Origin of the sequence: Ureibacillus sp. MALMAid1270, from assembly GCF_049202975.1 — a bacterium.
Classification (GTDB): Bacteria; Bacillota; Bacilli; order Bacillales_A; family Planococcaceae; genus Ureibacillus.
On record NZ_JBMIRP010000083.1, the window covers coordinates 1 to 15,457 of the forward strand.

23 protein-coding genes are annotated in these 15,457 nt (G+C 33.4%); 4 read left to right on the top strand and 19 right to left on the bottom strand.

The window, feature by feature from the left end; all coding sequences use genetic code 11:
* Positions 1-432 precede the first annotated feature (432 nt).
* Entirely contained in the window at positions 433-711 is a 279-nt protein-coding gene (locus ACOQFO_RS10825; RefSeq protein ID WP_421689683.1) for an Arm DNA-binding domain-containing protein, read from the top strand.
* Between the two features lie 710 nt (positions 712-1,421).
* Here the strand turns inward: ACOQFO_RS10825 and ACOQFO_RS10830 are convergent.
* The 3 genes from ACOQFO_RS10830 to ACOQFO_RS10840 form a co-directional block, all read right to left on the bottom strand.
* Positions 1,422-1,568: a DUF7695 domain-containing protein gene (locus ACOQFO_RS10830; RefSeq protein WP_421689684.1), complete on the bottom strand. Its 147-nt coding sequence runs from the start codon at positions 1,566-1,568 to the stop codon at positions 1,422-1,424.
* A gap of 663 nt (positions 1,569-2,231) precedes the next feature.
* The gene (locus tag ACOQFO_RS10835) at positions 2,232-2,543 is read right to left on the bottom strand and encodes a hypothetical protein (RefSeq protein ID WP_421689685.1); all 312 of its coding nucleotides are present in this window, start codon (positions 2,541-2,543) and stop codon (positions 2,232-2,234) included.
* An 18-nt stretch (positions 2,544-2,561) separates the two neighbouring features.
* Positions 2,562-2,852, bottom strand: a complete 291-nt coding sequence (locus ACOQFO_RS10840; protein WP_421689686.1) for a hypothetical protein — start codon at positions 2,850-2,852, stop codon at positions 2,562-2,564.
* A gap of 125 nt (positions 2,853-2,977) precedes the next feature.
* Here ACOQFO_RS10840 and ACOQFO_RS10845 point away from each other — a divergent pair, with 125 nt between their 5' ends.
* The 3 genes from ACOQFO_RS10845 to ACOQFO_RS10855 all read left to right on the top strand — a co-directional run bounded on the left by ACOQFO_RS10845 (position 2,978) and on the right by ACOQFO_RS10855 (position 5,346).
* The gene (locus tag ACOQFO_RS10845; RefSeq protein WP_122972331.1) at positions 2,978-3,340 is read left to right on the top strand and encodes a helix-turn-helix domain-containing protein; all 363 of its coding nucleotides are present in this window, start codon (positions 2,978-2,980) and stop codon (positions 3,338-3,340) included.
* 513 nt (positions 3,341-3,853) lie between these two features.
* Positions 3,854-4,174 carry a DUF771 domain-containing protein gene (locus ACOQFO_RS10850; RefSeq protein WP_122972332.1) on the top strand — a complete coding sequence of 107 codons (321 nt, stop codon included), beginning with the start codon at positions 3,854-3,856 and terminating at the stop codon, positions 4,172-4,174.
* Between the two features lie 14 nt (positions 4,175-4,188).
* A complete protein-coding gene (locus ACOQFO_RS10855; RefSeq protein WP_421689687.1) occupies positions 4,189-5,346 on the top strand; it encodes a tyrosine-type recombinase/integrase in 1,158 nt (385 codons plus the stop codon).
* Between the two features lie 194 nt (positions 5,347-5,540).
* On the opposite strand, the gene ACOQFO_RS10860 is transcribed toward ACOQFO_RS10855, so the two are convergent.
* The 16 genes from ACOQFO_RS10860 to ACOQFO_RS10935 all read right to left on the bottom strand — a co-directional run bounded on the left by ACOQFO_RS10860 (position 5,541) and on the right by ACOQFO_RS10935 (position 15,317).
* Positions 5,541-5,930, bottom strand: coding sequence for a DUF302 domain-containing protein (locus tag ACOQFO_RS10860; protein ID WP_421689688.1), 390 nt, complete (start codon positions 5,928-5,930; stop codon positions 5,541-5,543).
* Positions 5,931-6,014: 84 nt separating this feature from the next.
* On the bottom strand, positions 6,015-6,791 hold the full coding sequence (locus ACOQFO_RS10865; protein WP_421689689.1) for a sulfite exporter TauE/SafE family protein: 777 nt from the start codon (positions 6,789-6,791) through the stop codon (positions 6,015-6,017).
* Between the two features lie 66 nt (positions 6,792-6,857).
* Positions 6,858-7,085, bottom strand: a complete 228-nt coding sequence (locus tag ACOQFO_RS10870; protein ID WP_421689690.1) for a sulfurtransferase TusA family protein — start codon at positions 7,083-7,085, stop codon at positions 6,858-6,860.
* Positions 7,086-7,171: 86 nt separating this feature from the next.
* Positions 7,172-8,299 (bottom strand): MBL fold metallo-hydrolase, encoded by a 1,128-nt coding sequence (locus ACOQFO_RS10875; RefSeq protein ID WP_421689691.1) that lies wholly within the window; start codon positions 8,297-8,299, stop codon positions 7,172-7,174.
* Between the two features lie 121 nt (positions 8,300-8,420).
* Positions 8,421-8,816: a DsrE/DsrF/DrsH-like family protein gene (locus ACOQFO_RS10880; protein ID WP_421689692.1), complete on the bottom strand. Its 396-nt coding sequence runs from the start codon at positions 8,814-8,816 to the stop codon at positions 8,421-8,423.
* 25 nt (positions 8,817-8,841) lie between these two features.
* Entirely contained in the window at positions 8,842-9,405 is a 564-nt protein-coding gene (locus ACOQFO_RS10885; RefSeq protein WP_421689693.1) for a sulfurtransferase TusA family protein, read from the bottom strand.
* Between the two features lie 48 nt (positions 9,406-9,453).
* On the bottom strand, positions 9,454-9,750 hold the full coding sequence (locus ACOQFO_RS10890) for a rhodanese-like domain-containing protein (protein WP_122972340.1): 297 nt from the start codon (positions 9,748-9,750) through the stop codon (positions 9,454-9,456).
* 25 nt (positions 9,751-9,775) lie between these two features.
* Positions 9,776-10,123: a rhodanese-like domain-containing protein gene (locus ACOQFO_RS10895; protein WP_421689694.1), complete on the bottom strand. Its 348-nt coding sequence runs from the start codon at positions 10,121-10,123 to the stop codon at positions 9,776-9,778.
* A 59-nt stretch (positions 10,124-10,182) separates the two neighbouring features.
* A complete protein-coding gene (locus ACOQFO_RS10900; RefSeq protein ID WP_421689695.1) occupies positions 10,183-10,443 on the bottom strand; it encodes a metal-sensitive transcriptional regulator in 261 nt (86 codons plus the stop codon).
* 94 nt (positions 10,444-10,537) lie between these two features.
* Positions 10,538-11,656, bottom strand: coding sequence for a sensor histidine kinase (locus ACOQFO_RS10905; protein ID WP_122972342.1), 1,119 nt, complete (start codon positions 11,654-11,656; stop codon positions 10,538-10,540).
* On the bottom strand, positions 11,643-12,326 hold the full coding sequence (locus ACOQFO_RS10910; protein ID WP_122972343.1) for a response regulator transcription factor: 684 nt from the start codon (positions 12,324-12,326) through the stop codon (positions 11,643-11,645). The genes ACOQFO_RS10905 and ACOQFO_RS10910 overlap by 14 nt, the downstream gene beginning before the upstream one ends.
* A 24-nt stretch (positions 12,327-12,350) precedes the next feature.
* On the bottom strand, positions 12,351-12,926 hold the full coding sequence (locus ACOQFO_RS10915; RefSeq protein WP_122972344.1) for a TlpA family protein disulfide reductase: 576 nt from the start codon (positions 12,924-12,926) through the stop codon (positions 12,351-12,353).
* Positions 12,927-12,942: 16 nt separating this feature from the next.
* Positions 12,943-13,698 carry a cytochrome c biogenesis CcdA family protein gene (locus tag ACOQFO_RS10920; RefSeq protein ID WP_122972345.1) on the bottom strand — a complete coding sequence of 252 codons (756 nt, stop codon included), beginning with the start codon at positions 13,696-13,698 and terminating at the stop codon, positions 12,943-12,945.
* 4 nt (positions 13,699-13,702) lie between these two features.
* Positions 13,703-14,338, bottom strand: a complete 636-nt coding sequence (locus ACOQFO_RS10925; RefSeq protein WP_421689696.1) for a hypothetical protein — start codon at positions 14,336-14,338, stop codon at positions 13,703-13,705.
* 60 nt (positions 14,339-14,398) lie between these two features.
* The gene (locus tag ACOQFO_RS10930; protein WP_122972347.1) at positions 14,399-15,046 is read right to left on the bottom strand and encodes a TlpA disulfide reductase family protein; all 648 of its coding nucleotides are present in this window, start codon (positions 15,044-15,046) and stop codon (positions 14,399-14,401) included.
* A 16-nt stretch (positions 15,047-15,062) separates the two neighbouring features.
* Complete coding sequence (locus ACOQFO_RS10935) at positions 15,063-15,317, bottom strand: OsmC family protein (protein ID WP_421689697.1); 255 nt, start codon at positions 15,315-15,317, stop codon at positions 15,063-15,065.
* Positions 15,318-15,457 lie beyond the last annotated feature (140 nt).

The window sequence follows — 15,457 nt, forward strand, 5'->3', positions numbered from 1 at the left end:
AACAGTAGTTTCGAGCCCGAATCAGGGTATCATGCTCATTGCTCAATGTAAAGCCGACGTGTGTATCGAATAACAATTCCGGATCATTGATGGCTCACTTTTTTTGTTAACAAATGGCTCAATATTCGGCTGCGATATACAACTACATGTTGGAAATCAAAAACGAATGACTGAAAGCTTTAGAAAATACCAGGAATATAAAGCTAACCACTTTATGTATCATGCCTGCGTTCCCACTTTTATGTTGCATGAAATGGAGGAATCCATTTCAGTGAAAAAAATTATACAAGTATTTAATGTCGAAGAAAAATTTGCTGAAATTCGGTTAGAACAATATGCAAACAGGAAACTTGATATAACGAATTGGAATGTTCAAAGTTAATAGTCTTCTATTAAATAATTTACATATTGATAGTTTTGGAGGTTTTACATATGGCTAGTGTAACGAAACGAGGCAGCACTTGGTATTATTCTGTCAATAACTATGTAGATGGAATCCGAAAGCTGATAAAAAAAGGTGGCTTCCGAACAAAAAAAGAAGCACAAGTAGCTGCAATGGAAGTGGAGTCGAAACTACAAAAAGGCTTACAAACACAAACTAAAGATAAATCATTTGCTAATTACTTTGAAGAATGGGTTGAGATCTATAAGGCAAATAAACATAAAAATACAAAAGCAAGATATACTAACAGTGTGAATGTTTTTACATAAATACCGTACTAGAATGCTGCTCTTTACACAAAACCCGTACTGAGACGATACTTTTTACATAAATTCCGTACTGATATTCACTAAACTCCTAAAGTTTTTACATAAATACAGTACTGAATGCTGCTTTTTACAAAAAACCCGTACCAAGACTGCACTTTTTACATAAAAACCGTACTGATATTCATTTAACTACTAAAGCTTTTACATAAATACCGTACTATTTGTAGCTTTTTACACAAAACCCGTACCGAGACGACACTTTTTACATAAATTCCATACCAAAATACATTTGACTCCAAAAGTTTATACATAACAAACTTTTAATTTGGCATAAGCTTGCAAATATTTGTGTTATAGCCACTAATTATAGATACAAAAAGCTTTGAGGAACCAACATTAGATTCTATTAAAAGATACTTATAATCGTATCTATTGAAGTTCACTTCAAAATTAACCCTTATGGCCCTAGAAGCACCAACAAATCTTATCGTTACTATGAATCGTCTCTAATAGGACAGTTCACTCAAAAAATATGAGGATAAAAGGAGTTAAAACAGTAGTCGTATCGAATAATGGATACTATTAATCGTATCTATTAATAAACAGATATTTGGTTGAATATTAAATTAGCAATTCATTTTAATCATCTTCATATACTGAGTAATTAAAATCTATAAAATCGTCTAGTTCAGATTTTTCTTCTTGCTGATTTAGTCCCCACCCATATTTTGGTAATATTTTCCTCCATCGATAAAAATGCTACCGCATGAACATCTCTTAAAATCATGCTCATGTTTTGATTCAATAATGTCATTACACTTTTTACAACGCACTTTATTTACAATTACTCTTCGCATGAAATCACCTTCTGTCTATTTTGACTTTATAAACTTCGTATTGCCAATTTAGTTGTATTTCTCCTTAAATATATTTTAATGAAATAATGTATTAACAACTTACTTTATTTAAGGGCTTTATATTGTGCGAACTCAAAAACTCCAAAAATAGGTTTACAGCCTTCCTGAAATCATAAGAAGCCTCTTACATTTGAAACAGTTTCATACCTTTAATTGGGTACATCTAGGTATACCCAATTATGTATATGAACGACTTCATATACCTGAAGTGATACAACCGTAGATATTGCTGCATTTCACACTATCCAACTGGACCCTTCCACGCCGACAAATATGTTTCGTACACCCCAAGGTTACCCCCAAAAAGTACAGGTAAACCCATGGTAACTTTGAGGTAATTTTGCAAACCGTTTATGAATGGATTTTACCATATAAATAAAAAACGCTCGCATTTCTGCAAAGCGTTATAGGATAATTATTTCCTTCGATCTAATTCAAATTCTTCGATGATTTTTAAAACCTTATTTTGAGATAATTTTAATATAGACGCTATCTCGTTTATCGACTTACCTCTTAAATGTAGCTTAATAATATTGGTATTCCGGAGTTTTATTAAATCTTGCTTTAATCTAGTAAGCATGAAATATTCCTCCAATTAATTTATTAATCAAGCTGAATTCTATAAGTTTTAATATTTGCTTTATTATAAATCTCTTTTACTTTATCATTCGCTTCTTTTTTACTTTCTTCTAATGATTTTATCTGTGCTTGATCTGCTTTACCGAAGTTTTCTAAATTAGCTCCAATCGAAAGTACTTGATAGCCATTCCCCTCAATCAATGCACGCAATTCTTGGAATAATTCATTTGTTAAATTTTCATGGGCATCATTTTTCATTTCTGCTTCTTCACTTTTTTCTTCTACTGCGGTTACGATGTCGAAAACCAATTTCCCTTGATATAAATACATATTCATTTCTTTCTCCTAATCATGTTATCTTTTTTGAGTTAAAAATGTATCCATTAGTAATGCCATTGCATCATTAAATGCGACACGATAAGTAAGTTTGTTTTGGTGATGTGTTTGATTAAAGATAGCCGTTTGAAAGTCTTCAAATAAACTCTCTCTATCTTCGGGATTTAAATCACCAACTTTTGACGATAATTTTTGCTCAAACTCATGAAAAATTGTTTCCGTCATAACCGAGTATTCTTCACTCTTATAAATATCCGCGAGTCGTGTTTCAATTAGATTACTAAATGCTTTATAGAAACCATCAACCATTTTCCCACCTCATTTTATTCTTTTCGATTATATATCCATTTAAAGAATAACACGTAAGGGATTGCTTGTAAAATCAGAAAAATGTAGTATGAAAATGAAAAGAAGAGACAGAGAGGTCAATATTTATGAATTCACTACAAGTTGGAAGACTAATTAGAACTTTGAGGAAAAATCACTCCTATACTATGGTTGACTTTGCAAAAATCATTAATATATCACAACCTTCCCTCTCAAGAATTGAGAGCGGAAACCAAGAAGTTACCTTTACTCAGCTTGAAAGAATATGCGACGAATTCGGTATATCTATGAGTGAATTTTTTCAAAGAGTAGAAGGAAAAAATGCATTATTAGCCATTGAGGAAGACGAAGATAAAGGGATTGATATTGAAGAAGAACTAGACGAGGAATTGAATAAAATAATTTCATCTTTGTCTACTGAACAAAAAAAGGGCCTGTATACCTTATTACTGCCATATATAAAAGAGTAATAGCAAGTTGAAGTTTTAAGGGGATCTACTCAAAAGGCACTGAGTATTTTTATTTCACTAATGAAGGGTTTATTGACACCCTTCATTTTTGTTTTTGATAATTTAAAAAGCTGCTAAGCGATTAAACACTAAATATTCCATAATAGACTTGTATCAAATTCCAATCAGATAGAACAATGATTACAAGCATCCTTTTCTCAAAGAATATGGTTATAAATAATAATTCAATTCACTTTACCACGGATTAACATATAAAAAAGTTATCGTAATCCTAATTACGTATACTGCAATATTACTTCAATTAAGAAAGTCCTTTAAAAAACCACTTGATTTTACTCCCTTACCCAATCCATCAAATTGTAAAAATAAATCTGAAAATTTAAATTTTTAATAACCTCTTAAAATATTAAGATTTCGAAGCTAATATGTATTGCAACTAAGTGAGTTGCCGCCATTCATTTAGTAAATTGCTACTACTACGAATGATTTAAAAATATATGGAGGAAAAAGGAAATGCAGCAACAATTATCAGTAAACTTAACGATTCCCATTCCTTCTGACAGTGTTTTAATTTTGAAAACTGAGTTAGAAGAATTACAGCAATCAAAATATGATGGAGTCTACTGGACAATGAAAGACCTCGAAAAAAGAGTTGGAAAAAAAAGCGATTGGATAAAAGAGAAAATTCTTTTCCCACCCAATTTACGAAAAAAACTAGACGTTAGATACGGTGGGCCAGTAGCTTACCCAACATCCAAAGGAGAAACTTGGATGTTTCACGCTAAAAAAATGACAAAATTCTTAGATGAGAACTTCGATAAAATTTTTAAATGAAAGGTTATGTAATCATGGCAAGTGTAAAACCGAGAAAAAATAAAAAAGGTAAAATTACTTCTTGGGGAATTTCTGTTAGTAATTACCCTGAAAAACCCATTAGACAAGGAGGTTTCCGTACAAGACAGGAAGCAGAAGCAGCAGCTAAATATATAGAAGCTCAGCTTAAACCTTTGAAAAAACTTCGAAAACAGATAAGTAGCAAATATACACTATTACCATTCCACATTGAATTTGAACAATGGTATATTAAGAAAAAATCAGGACTTGATCCTTCAACAATCGATGACTATAAGAATGTAAAAAATAAAATTTATGAGTTTTTTGATGATGAACTTCTTATTAACATTACACAAGACATGTATCAAGATTTTATGGAAGCACAACAAAAAAATACAAAAGCAACAAACGTAAAGCTAAATAAGAAAATAAGAGCATTTGCAAAAAATGCCTTTGAAAATAATAAAATAACAATAAATTTTACTACTGATGTTGTCATCAAAGGAAAAGACTCTAGTAAAAAGATAAAGTTTATTAAAGGTTCAGATTATAAAAAACTTCTATCCCACCTTAACACAGTTGATACTTTGTTCATTGAGATTCGATTAATGCTAATTTTAGCTGCAACAACAGGTATTCGTTACGGTGAACTTTGTGGCATACGATGGGAGGATATAGATTTCGAAAATAAAACCCTTCATATTCACCAGCAATGGGATTATAAGAAAGGAACTGGCTTCAAAGGCTTAAAAGATCCAACTTTAAACCAAAGTGATGATCAAGATATAAAAGAACGTACTATCCCCTTATCTGAACAAACCATCAGCATTCTAAAAGAATTCCATGCTAGTGACTGCTTTGTTCCAAATAACAACAACCGATTATTTTATAAAGCTGATTGTAAAGCAAAGGTGTTAAGTAACAATTCGTTTAATTCTAACTTAAAAAACATCTTAAATACTTTAAATATTCCAGCTATCACCGCTCACGGATTACGACATAGCTATGCTACCTATTTGGCTTCAACAGGAACAGATAGAACACATCTTCAATACCTTATGGGACATGAAGATTATAAGACAACTGATGAATACTATATCCATTTGCATAAAGATATGTTCGATGGAAATGCTGCACAAATCCAAGAAGATATTGATCGTTTATTTGTTTAATAATAAGATATACTCTTTACCCTGCACCTTCAACGATTAGAAACTCTAATATTGAAGGTGTTTTTCTTTTCCTTTTTCATAATTATCGTTGAAATAGGAAATAAAAAAATCTTATAAAGCTTAACTTAAACGATGTTTAATAAAAAGAAAAAACAAGAATGCATTTTTTCATTGCATTCCTGTCCTATTATTCATTATTTACTTTTTTCTAATACATTTATGAGGATTTTTTCAATACTTTCAGCTATAGACACTAATTCACCATCATTAATTAGGCTAATCATTGCAGTTGGTTTAGGAAGACCGATTTTCGTGTTCCCTTCGTCTTCATACACGGTGATTTTACAAGGTAAGAAATAACCTACTAATGGATTACGCTCCAATACACGTGCTGCTTCTACTGGATTACATACTTCAAGAATTCGGTAGGGATTTCGATAACTGTCTACCCCTTTTTTCTGTAAGGTTTCTGTCAAGTTAAGTTGCCAAAGAACCCCAAATTTATTTTCTTTAAGATTTTCTTCAATAGATGCAATTGCTTCATCAATAGTTTTATTTGTTATAACAGTATAATGAAAATCCATAAAATCCTCCTATTATTTTTGTTATTCTTCTCCTTTAAGAATTGTTTATGTACAGATACTCCAAAAATATAGGTATCTGTTTTTTTATAAGATATCTATCCATATTTTGATTGCTGTCCCTAAAATTAAAACGGCTAATATCCACTTCAGAACAGATGTGTTTAATTTTTTACCAGCTTTCGCTCCTAATGGGGAGGCGATAATACTTGCAACAATCATAATAACGGCCGGTAAATAATCCACTTGTCCCGTTGATAATTTACCAATTGTACTTCCAATAGATGAAATAAACGTAATAGCTAAGCTAGTGGCGATCGTCATGCGTGTTGGAATATTTAATACTACGAGCATGATTGGTACAAGTAGAAAACCACCTGCGGCTCCTACAATCCCTGAACCAACACCGACGATAAGAGATAAAATGATAGCAAGCGGTTTATTGAATTTAACCTGATCTAAAGGGATATCGTCAATTTGTTTTTTCGGTATAAACATCATCAGTCCAGCAATTAATGCTAATATACCGTACACAATGTTGACAGCCTGTTCAGATAAATTCGATGATCCGAAACTTCCGATTATACTACCTATTAAAACAGCACTACCCATATATATAATGAGGGATTTGTTTAAATAGCCCCCTTTTCTATATGCCCACACACCCGCAAGAGAAGCGAAAAATACTTGTACTGCACTAATGCCGGATACTTCATGGGCAGTAAATGCTGCAAAGCCTAATAATGGAGGGATATATAAAAGCATTGGATATTTAATAATCGATCCACCAATTCCAACCATCCCTGAGATAAAGGATCCAACAAATCCAATTGCAAAAATGGTAATAACCCATGCTATATCCATTTTCATTCCTTCTTTCTAGAAGAGGCGACATACGCTCGTATGCCACCTCCAATTATATTGTTCAAGTTATCCTTTTTTAATAAAGAACTTAATTACATCTGCTTCTGTTGATTGATCTAAAATTTGATGTCCACCTGATGTAGCCCATGCCGGAATATCTGATAATGCACCTTTATCTGTTACTTGCACTTCTAAAACTTGACCTAATTGTAGTGTATCCATTGCCTTCTTTGTTCGTACAATTGGCATAGGACATGCTAATCCTTTTGCGTCTAAAACTTGATTTACTTCCATTTTAACTGTCTCCTTTTAATTTATAAAATTAGTTAGCAAGGAAGGAATTTACCTTTTCCTTGCCAGAGTTTGTTTTACATCATTCATTAGCGTACCGCACAGCGGTTTGGACCGATCTCCATTTCTGTTTGCTCTTCATTGTCAGGAGTAATTTTACCCATGTTTACTTGTCGAATTTGTTCATAGGCATTTGGTTGTGGTGGTAAGTTATCCGTTACGGTATGACGGAATTCTTCTTCGCTTTCAATGTTTAAACCATGGTTTTCTGCAAATAGATCACCTAATCGTTTTGCTACAGTGCCGTCTTCATTTAACTCTTCAATGATCATGAAGTGAGCTGGTAGAACGATTAAATCCTCTGCTAATTCGCGGTAACGACGATATAGTGTTTCACGAAGATCGCCTACCCAATCCTCCGCAAGACCTGCTAAGTCCGGGCGACCGATTGAATCGATGAATAAAATATCACCTGTTAATAAATACTTGCTATCAACGATAAATGATGTTGAGCCGATTGTATGACCCGGTGAGTATAGTGCGCCTACTTCAATTTGAGATGCTCCTACTTTTACTGTTAAACCATCTTCAAGTGGTGTGTAATCAAATACGACTTCCTCTGCATCTTTTGGTGGTAAGTAATAAGTAGCGCCTGTTGCTTCAGCGATATGACGACCGCCTGAAATGTGATCTGCATGTAAGTGTGTATCAAATACATGTTTAATTTCTACATTCTTTTCTTTTGCAAAATTTGTGAACACTTCTGTAAAACGAACCGCATCAATAATGGCTGCTTCGCCATCTGAAATCACCATGTAAGAAAGGCAGCCTTTTCCTAAACGAACGAATTGGTATAGTTCCCCACCACCTGTTAAATTACCAACTTTAATCGGCTCAAGGTATGCACTCCATGATTTCATGCCACCTTCAAGGTAGAACACATCGCGTCCTGCTTCTGATACCATTTCAGCCACCATTAGAGACGATCCTTCTTTAGCACAAACCACTAATACATCTTTATCAGTCGGTAGTTTTGGTAAGATTTCATCCACACCATCTAATAAATCGAAATAAGGAATATTTAAATAATCAAAGCTATGTCCTTCAATTTTCCAGTCTTCAAAAGCGTCTTTGTTACGTACATCTAAAATAAATAACTCTTTATTTTCAATTACTTTTCGTGCAACTTCTGCTGCTGTCATTTTAATAACTGTCATATCAAATTACCCCCATAGGTATTATTTTTGTGTTTTTTTAAGTGGAAGAGAGTATATTCCCTTCCACTAGTTTTCCCTAATGATCTGATATTAGGTATTTCATCATTTAACTCTTTTGGTATTAAAATGTTAATGTTGGTGCTGCATCTTTAGCAAATTCTAGGAATGTTACTGCTCCACCAACTTCAATTCCATCAATAAAGTCTTCTTTTGTTAAGCCCATTACATCCATTGTCATCTGACAGCCGATGAATTTTACGCCCAAGTCTCTCGCCATCTCTACTAATTCTGGGATACTAGGTACATTTGCTTTTGCAAATCCTTCCGCAAAGTGTTCACGACCTTCTGGCATCGGTAATTGTTGCATCGCTTGTTTGTGAATTAAATTTAACCCTTCAAATGTGAAGAAAATCGCTACCTCTTTTTCTGTTGCGGCTGCAGCCGTTGCGATATTAAATACTTTATAAGCGTCAAATAACCCACCGTTACTTGCGATAATTGCTACTTTGTTAGACATAATAAAATTCCTCCATTTTCTGTTTTTATAATTTTTTAGATAAATCGCCGTTCCAAGAACCTATTCCTGGTAAGACGTTATACACTTTTGTAAAACCTTTTTCCGCTAATTTCTGTGCGGCTAAATCACTACGTGTTCCTGTACGACAAATCACATAAATTTCTTGGTCTTTATCTAGCTCATCTAAGCGATCTTCTAATTCACCCATGGGAATGGATTTAGAGCCTTCGATATGACCAAATGCATATTCCGCTTGTTCACGAACATCAAGAATAATACCTCCGTTAGCAACACGATCAATTACTTCTTCATTGGTAATCGTTTGTTCAAATTTCTTTTCCGATTCATGATCATCACCACTTTTACGGATGTAGTGTCGTATGACACCATCTTCTTCTTTATTGCCAATATACTGATGTCCAATACTTTCAGACCAAGCTTTCAAGTCTGCAATTGAACCTTTGTCTGTCGCTTGCACTTCTAAGATTTGTCCATCACTTACATCATTCATTGCCTTTTTCGTTTTAACAATCGGCATTGGGCATGCAAGTCCTTTGCAGTCTAACTGTACATCTGCTTTTAATGACATTCCAAAAACCTCCATATACCTAATAGGGTATTATTAATCTCAAAAAAATTATTCAACTTTCCCTTCCCAAGAAAGCATACCACCTGTCATGTTCGTTACATCAAAACCTTGGCTTTGTAAATATTGTGTTGCTTGACCACTTCGACCACCAGAACGGCATACCATAATGTATGGTGTATCTTTATCTAGTTCGTGTGTACGGAATTCAAGTAGCCCAAGGGGGATATGTGTAATACCGGGGATATGACCCGCTTGTACTTCATCCACTTCACGAACATCAATTAGATTTAGCTTTTCTCCATTTTCTATACGTTGTTGAACCTCTTTTGCAGTTATTTCTTTCATTTTCATTGTCCTCCTATATTCATTTTTAGCCTCTCCAGGCACTCATGCCACCACGAACATTAGTTACATTTTCATATCCCAATTTTTTTAATTGTTTGCAAGCTTGTGCGCTACGCATTCCACTTTGACAAATGACAACAATTTCTTTATCCTTCGGAAGTTTTGAAAGATCGGATCCTAATGGAATATTTTTAAACTGACGAATATTTCGAGCTTTATATTCACCAGTTGTTCGTACATCGATAAATACTTTATCTTTATCATTTAGGATTCCTTTTAATGCATCTGTCGATATAGTTTTTGTTCCTTTTACCGGTCTCATACGCCAAATGATAAATACAATCGCAATTGCAATCACTAACCAAATTTCCATTTGCACACTCCTCATATACTGCTACGGGTATATTTTTATTGAAAAATAAAAGTCAATTTTTAACGACTTTTAACTAACAACTCCATTGCTTCTTGTACTGAATCATTGGTAGCCTCGTTACTTTTTGCTTCCAAAATACATTCTTTTAAGTTTTGACTTACAATGACACCAATTGTGTGGTCAACACCTGAACGGACAGCGGATAATTGAGTGACGACGGCCTTACAGTCTTTTCCTTCGTCCATCATTTTCAATACCCCTCGAAGTTGACCTTCTATTCGTTTCATCCGATTTTTTATTTTAACATCGTACGAATTCACTTGTGCCGCCTCCTTCCTGTTTCTTATCTCTTGCTGATATACATATAATATACCCCTACAGGTATAATGTCAACAAGCAAAACAAAATTTTTTTCTAATTTAGATTTTCTAAAAAACTTGCATCAATACGCTTTACTTTTTTAGAAGAAATGGGAATTGTCACAATGAACGTATGATTATATCCATCTGACATTATACGGATATTGCCATCATGCTGCTCAACAATCTCTTTTGAAATTGCTAAACCTAATCCTTTACCAATTGTTTTATTCGTAGATTCCGTTCGGTAAAATCGTTCAAAAATAAAATCTTGCTCATTCTTTGAAATAAATTGACCTTGTCCACTGACGGAAATGCAATAAGATTCATCTTTTCTTTTCCCTGTTATCTGAATTGGGTATATTCCATCATAATAACGAATAGCATTATCAATCAAATTACTAATCACTTGTGTCATCCCAGTAGGATTGATTTGAATAGACTGTTCATCAATGTCTGAAGTAAAATCTATATTTTTTCCTTTCAAGGTCCAAGTAAACATTTTAACGACTTGATTGATGATTTCTGTAATTTGAACTTCTTGTTTTTGAACAAATTTTTGGTTTTGCACATATTCAAGTTCTTCAATAGACTTTAATTGTTCTAACATACTAATGAGTCGATTCGATTCTCGTTGAAGTGCATGAAATAATTCTTGATCCCCAGTTATGACCCCACTTTGCAACGCCTTTAAATAACCATTTAAATTGGTTAACGGTGTGCGAAATTCATGAGAAAAATCCGTCAGTTGTTTGTGCCGTTGTATTTTATTGCACTCCAGTTGATTGACTAACTCATTAAAATGATAAATTAACTCTTCCATTTCACCATCGGACTGAAATTGAATATTCTGCACTTTATGACCTTGCTTTAAGCTTTTCATCGACTCGATTAATTCTGTTAAAGGTTTCATCAATTTACGTGTAAAGTAATACTGGATGACAATCGCGAGAACAATAAAAATCCCAACAAATATCCATAAGTATTGCAATAAAACAGTTTTAAATAATTTTGTTTCTTGATACATCGCCATTTCATCAAATATTTGACAAGCTGCTTCATAAATGGACCATCCAGAAATCAATATAAAAGCAATGATTATGAAACTATTCGCTAAAGTTAAACGCCACAAAAACTTCTTTGGTAATAACGATGGTAGTTTATTCTGTAACAAACTTATACCCCATTCCACGAACTGTTTGAATCCTTTTTGGCTTACTTGGATTCTCTTCAATTTTTTCTCGAATTTTTTTTATATGAGCATCGATTGTTCTCTCCATCACTTCTTTTTCAAGATATGGATATAAATGCTCTAATAAATTTTCACGGGGTAATACGATATTTGGGTTTTCCATGAAGTGATACAATAATTGAAATTCATGTTTCGTTAGGTGAATTTCTTTGTCATATAAAACAACTTCACCTTTCCTTGGTTTTATACATAATCCTCCGTGTGAAATTTTTTGACAAAATTGACCTGTCCTCCTTAAAACAGCTTCTACATGTGCAAGCAATTCTTCAGGATCAAACGGTTTGGTCATATAATCATCAGCACCTAGTCGAAGCCCATGGATTTTATCAGCAGTTTGTACTTTTGCGCTTAACATAATAATTGACACTTCATTTCTTTCTTGGTCTTTTACCCATTCACAAAATTCTTCACCACTAATTTTCGGAAGCATTAAATCAAGGATAATTAAACATGGATGCTCTTTTAGAAATATATCTTTGGCCATTTCCCCATCCACTGCTTCAATCACTTCATATCCTTCATTTTGTAAATAAATCCTGATTAAGTTTCGAATCATTTGGTCATCTTCAACAATTAAAATCTTCTGTTTCAAAATGACACCCCCCAGTTTAAGTGCTTATTTTAACTTTTTATATTCCTTAACCATAAGATCATAATTCATTGCACCTAATGCAACGAATTGTATTCTTCCCGATGTATCAATCATGTAGGATGTTGGATAAGCTTGTACGCGAAACAGCTCGGCAACTTCTCCATTTTCATCGACTAATACTGGAAAATCGAATCCTTTTTCTTGAATAAAGTTATCAACTGTCAACAAAGAATCTTCTGTATGTGTTAAGTTGATTGCCAACACTAGAACATCTTCATCCTCAGAGAATTTTTGTATATCTGGCATCTCTGCGCGGCAGGGTGGACACCAAGTAGCCCAAAAATTAATAAATACTTTTTTTCCCTTAAAATCTGACAGTGAAAGAACTTCACCTTCCAATGTTTCTAACGTAAAATTGGGTGCAATATTTCCACGTCTAATTCCTACTTCATTTGTTTCTTCAATTTCAATATCCGTATTAGATGAGATCACGGGAGTTTTTTTACTTGTAACTGTGGTATCAGATTGGGAAGAATTATACTCATAAAACGCATATCCAATCATTGCAATTAATAATAGTCCAAATATTACTTTCTTCATTGCCATTTACCTCTTTCTATCCTAGATTTGATAGCCATGTTCCATCAATTAATCTCAATAAAAATGCACTTAATCGTGGCATTTGTCCGAAAAATAGAAGGACTCCCATGAGAATCATCATAATCCCTCCAACTTTCATAATGATTCCAGTTCTTTTTACAATCCATTTCGACGAACCAATGAAAAACGTTAATATTATAAATGGAACTGCAAAACCAATGACATACATAAACGTATAAATAAGACCTTGACTTGGATTGGTAGCAGCAAGTAATAGTATTGATGCAAAAATTGGACCAATGCACGGTGTCCATCCAGCCGCAAAACCTAGCCCAACAAAAAATGTCCCTAAATAACTTGTAGATTTTTTTGAATACTGGAAACGTCTTTCCCTCATAAATACCGGAATCGTTAACCACCCTGCTACAAATAATCCCATAAAGATGATAAAGATCCCGGCTAGCCTCTGTATTAATAATGCTGTATTTCCTATAAATAACTGTTGTAACCATTGCCCGAGATAAGAAGCACTAGCCCCTAAGCTAATAAAAACAATACCTATTCCAATTAAAAATATGATTGAGTGGCTTAATATTTTTTTTCGAATCGTAGTACTTTGTTCTGTTTGTATTTCCATTACACTAATTCCTGTAATGTAGGATAAATAAGCGGGAAATAAAGGAAGTACACATGGTGATAAGAAGGAAATAGCACCAGCTCCAAACGCTAAAAGCATACCTACTAGAAGGACTGTATCTGTCTCAATAGTCATATATTCACCTCTTCAATTTGTGATAAATTAGGACACTTAGATTGAATAAAAAGAAAGAGAAAATAAATGGTAACGATAATAAATACCCGAAAAATGATACATATGGTTGTGTAAAGTACATAATTAATGTCCCGGTCAACCAACTAATTAAAAGAATTAAATATAAATTTAACGGTGAGATTTTGTCAATAAAATAATAAAAAAATGTCACAAGAATCATAAAGACAATCATATTCGTCAAAGAGTACCAATTGTGATCTTGTATAAATTGTGTAAATTCAAACATAAAAGAAGCCGTTAACACGACTGGTAACAAGACACTAAGAAAGTTAAATAGATTTAAATTTTTCTGGTTAAATACTAATCGAGTGAAACTTGCTATTATAGCTAGATAAAAAGCGGTTGAGTCAGCTGGATAGGCTAAAACAGCAAGAGGATCTTTTATAAATATTGTGATATTTAATACTACTTTTGCTATCCACATAAAGATAATAAAGTTCAATAAAAAGTTAACAACTTTTTCAAATTGAATTTTCATCTCTTCCTTGTTTGATGGGCTAATCCAATAATAAATTAGTAGACCTACGATAATACTAAAGAAAATTGATGCTAATGAAATGACCTTTGCTGTACTAGCCATTTGACACCTCCTGCTTTTTTAATAATTTAGATGTATCTGAGCTACTGAACTAAGAAGTTCTTACTCTTCATCATACATACGAATTGAATCCACCATATCATTCAATATTTGTTCATCCATTGGACCAACTACCTTTTGAAAAATACGTCCTTCCTCATCCAAAATATAACTCGTTGGTATTGTCATAACTTCATACAACGTCCCAACATAACCATCTTCATCTAACAGAATTGGAAATGTTAAGCCAAAATCTTGTACAAATTGTTCAATGGCTTGCCGCCCAACATCTTGGTTCGTTAAGTTAACAGCAATAATTTCAATGCCATCATCTTTTTTCTTTTCATAGAAACTTTGCATATGAGGCATTTCGTCTCTACATGGAGGACACCAAGTTGCCCAAAAGTTTAAGATAACAATTTTTCCTTTTAAGTCGGAAAGGTTTACAGAAACACCGTTCATATCGGACAGTTCGAAACCGGGAGCAAATTCAACTTCTGGTAAGGTTTGTCCAGATTCTATATGGCCCGTTTCAGTTAGATCTTCACCTGTATGATCAAATAACTCGTCCACCACTTCTTGTTCAATCGATTGTTCTGTTTTAGCTTCATTTTTTATTGTGGTATTCAGCATTGATTCTTTTGACACAAAGTCAAAAATTACGTAACACACAAGTATTGCTATGATTATGAAAGGAATATATTTTTTCATCCTAATTGCTCCTTTCTTAATCCGTTAATTGGTGGTAATGAATATTGTAAGTAACTTTCACAGAGCCAATAATCGTTTGAATCATCCCGCAATTCTTTATTACTAGTTCTTCTAACTTTTTTAGTTGCTCTTTTGAAAGTTCTTTATCAAATGTGACGTATGCAGTAATATCGATTGCTTCAACACGATTCGCTATTTCCGTATTTCTAATACCCTCCACATGAAAACTTACAGAAGTGAAAGATATGCGTTTTTTATTTAATAACTTTATAACTCAACTTTCGCACCAATAAAGTAGGTGATCCACGTTGATTGTTAAAGGCCTGCGGCCTTTTCATTATGTTACTTGACAATGTTAATGAAAAATGAAAAACACCTCGTTCTTTTGGTATAGTGTAATTAACTAGAAAA